General features: G+C 69.7%; 2 protein-coding genes. Both read right to left on the minus strand.

Annotated elements, in window-relative coordinates:
• Positions 1–1,587 (minus strand): FHIPEP family type III secretion protein (locus FUT87_RS27020; protein ID WP_147242977.1); only part of this gene is annotated, 1,587 nt, incomplete at its 3' end.
• 24 nt (positions 1,588–1,611) lie between these two features.
• Entirely contained in the window at positions 1,612–2,787 is a 1,176-nt protein-coding gene (sctU, locus tag FUT87_RS27025) for a type III secretion system export apparatus subunit SctU (protein WP_186830803.1), read from the minus strand.
• Positions 2,788–2,925: the final 138 nt, after the last annotated feature.

The raw sequence follows: 2,925 nt of genomic DNA on the forward strand, positions 1-2,925 counted from the left end.
CGCGATGCGCTGCAGCGGCAGCACCTTCTGCACCTCGGCGACGAGGCCGGGGTACTCGGGCGAGACGCGGTCGATGACCCACTGAACCTCCTGCACGCCCATGAACAGATGGGCGTGGCGGCGCAGCACGCCGAAGACCTGCGCCGCGATCACCGACTCCAGGTCCATGCACGCACCGCGCTGCGCCTCGGGCACCGCGGCCGGCGGCAGCCACAGCGACTCGGCGTGATGCAGGATCGGCCCGTGGCGCTGCGCCGCGCCGGCGAGCGCGCTGGCCGGGTCGTTCAGCAGCAGCAGTCGGCCGGGCACCGTGTGCTGGCTGGCGGGCACGTCGTTGAGCAGCACGTCGAAGCGGTGCTCCGGCAGGTCGGCCGACACCCACATCGCCGCGCCGGGGAAGGGCAGGCCCAGGTGGGCCTGCAGCTTGTGGCGTTCGGACTCGAGCGCCTCGTCGAGGCGGTCGGCCTCGAGCAGCTCGCCCAGCGGGCGCGACATCCGGATCGCCAGCGGTTTGGCGAAGTGCGGGGGCTGCTGCAGGATCGCGGGCGCGTCGCCCTTGCCGCCTTCGCGCTGCAGGGCGCTGATCGGCTTGGACAGGACGGTGGCTTCCTCCTTGCGCTGGCGCTTGCCCAGCCAGTGGGCGATGGCCACCAGGCCCATCGCCAGGCCGAGGAACTGCAGCGCCGGGAAACCCGGCACCAGCGCGAAGGCCATGGTCAGGCCGCCGGCGAGGTAGATGGCGCGCGGATTGCGCGAGAGCTGCGCGCCGATCTCCTGGCCCAGCGAACGCGGCTTCTTCTCCTGCTCGTCGGCGACGCGGGTGATCAGCACGCCGGCGGCCACGCAGATGAACAGCGAGGGCACCTGCGACACCATCGCGTCGCCGATGGACAGCACGGCGAAGCGGGTCGAGGCCTCGCCCGCGGTCATGCCGTGGTACAGCACGCCGACCACGATGCCGGCCAGGATGTTGACCATCGTGATGATCAGGCCGGCGATGGCGTCGCCCTTGACGAACTTCATCGCGCCGTCCATGCCGCCGTGCATCTGGCTTTCCATCGCCAGCATGGCGCGTTTGCGCTTGGCTTCCTCGGCGGTGAGGATGCCGGCGCGCAGGTCGGCGTCGATGCTCATCTGCTTGCCGGGCATCGCGTCGAGGGTGAAACGCGCGCCGACCTCGGCCACGCGCTCCGAGCCCTTGGAGATCACGATGAACTGCACCACCGTGATGATGATGAAGACGACGATGCCCACCACCAGGTTGCCGCCCACGACCAGGTTGCCGAAGCTCTCGATCACGTGGCCGGCGTCGGCGTGCAGCAGGATGGCCTTGGTCGAGGCGATGTTGAGCGACAGCCGGAACAGCGTCGTGAACAGCAGCAGCGACGGGAACGAGGACAGCGACACCGCGTTGGGGATGAACAGCGTCGTCATCAGCAGCAGCACGCTGACGGCGATGTTGATCGCCAGCAGCGTGTCGATCAGCATCGTGGGCAGCGGCAGGATCATCAGCGCCACGATGGCGACGATGAGCGCGGCCATCGTGAGGTCGTTGCCCATGGTGGGGCTGAGGCGCAGGGCGGCCATGGCGGCGGGTCCTTCCGGGTGGGATCAGGGAGTGGGCGGTGGCGCGGCGGGCCGCGGCGGCTCGGTGGAGGAGGCGGCGGGCGCGGTGGACGCGTCGGGTGCGCCGGATGTGGCGGATTTGGCGGATTTGGCGGATGCGGGGAGGGGCGCCGGCGAGGTCAGCGTGTGCAGGTAGGCGACCCAGCGCAGCACGGCGGCGACGGCCTCGAAGAGTTCCTCGGGGATGGCGTCGTCGACCGGCAGCTTGTGCAGCGCGCGCGCCAGCGGCGGGTTGCCGACGATGGGCACGCCGGACTTCTCGGCGATCGCGCGGATGCGCAGCGCCTCGGCGTCCATGCCCTTGGCGACGATGACCGGCAGCGGCGTCTCGCCGGGCTCGTAGCGCAGGGCCACCGCGTAGTGGGTCGGGTTGGTGACGACGACGGTGGAGCCGGGCACGCGCTGCTCGGGCGGCGAGGTGGCCATCTCGTGCGCGAGCTGCTTGCGCTGGCCCTTGAGCTGCGGATCGCCTTCGCTCTCCTTGTGCTCGCGCTTGATTTCGTCCTTGGACATCTTCTGGTCGCGCTTGAACAGCCACAGCTGCAGGCCGAAGTCGACCGGTCCGACGATGATGAAGACGAGGCAGCCGGCGGAGATCAGCTTGATCAGGGCCTTCCAGCCGAGCACGCCGACGCCGACCGCGTCGAAGTAGGCCGCGCCGACCAGCAGCGGCACCAGGCCGCGGATCATGACCCAGAGCACCGCGCCGAGCGCGATGGCCTTGGCCACCATCTTCAGGAAGTCGATGATCGAGCGGACCGAGAAGAGCTTCTTGACGCCCTCGGCGGGGTTGAGCTTGTCGAACTGCAGGTTGAGCGGCTCGAACGACAGGTTGAAGCCGACCTGCGCGAAGGACGCGATGACGCCCAGCGCCACCGACACGGCGACGAAGGGCAGGGTGGCGAGGAAGCCGGAGCGGGCGATGTCGACGGTGAGCGCGAGCAGCTCCTCGTTGCTCTTGGCGACGACGCCTTCGCGCAGCGCGCGGACGATGAGGCCGGAGAGCTGATCGAGCGTGGACTCGGCCATCACGATCAGCACGATGAGCAGGCCCACCAGGCCCAGCGCCGCGTTGACGTCCTGGCTCTTGGGGCTCTGGCCCTTCTTGCGGGCGTCGTCGAGCTTCTTCTTTGTCGGCTCTTCGGTCTTTTCGCCGGACATGGTGGGCGGGCCTCGCGGGCAGGAGCAGCGCGGCCGCTGCGACAGGGGTCAATCTAGAGGCCGGATCCATCGCGGCCGCAGGGCGAGGCGAAGCGATGCGATCGGGCGCGAAGCCGGTATTGCTCCCTCTCCCGCTTG

Source organism: Mitsuaria sp. TWR114 (assembly GCF_007997345.1).

Bases quoted from the DNA above. Each gene is read 5' to 3' on its own strand.
- sctU (WP_186830803.1), bottom strand. From the start codon at position 2,787: ATGTCCGGCGAAAAGACCGAAGAGCCGACAAAGAAGAAGCTCGACGAC.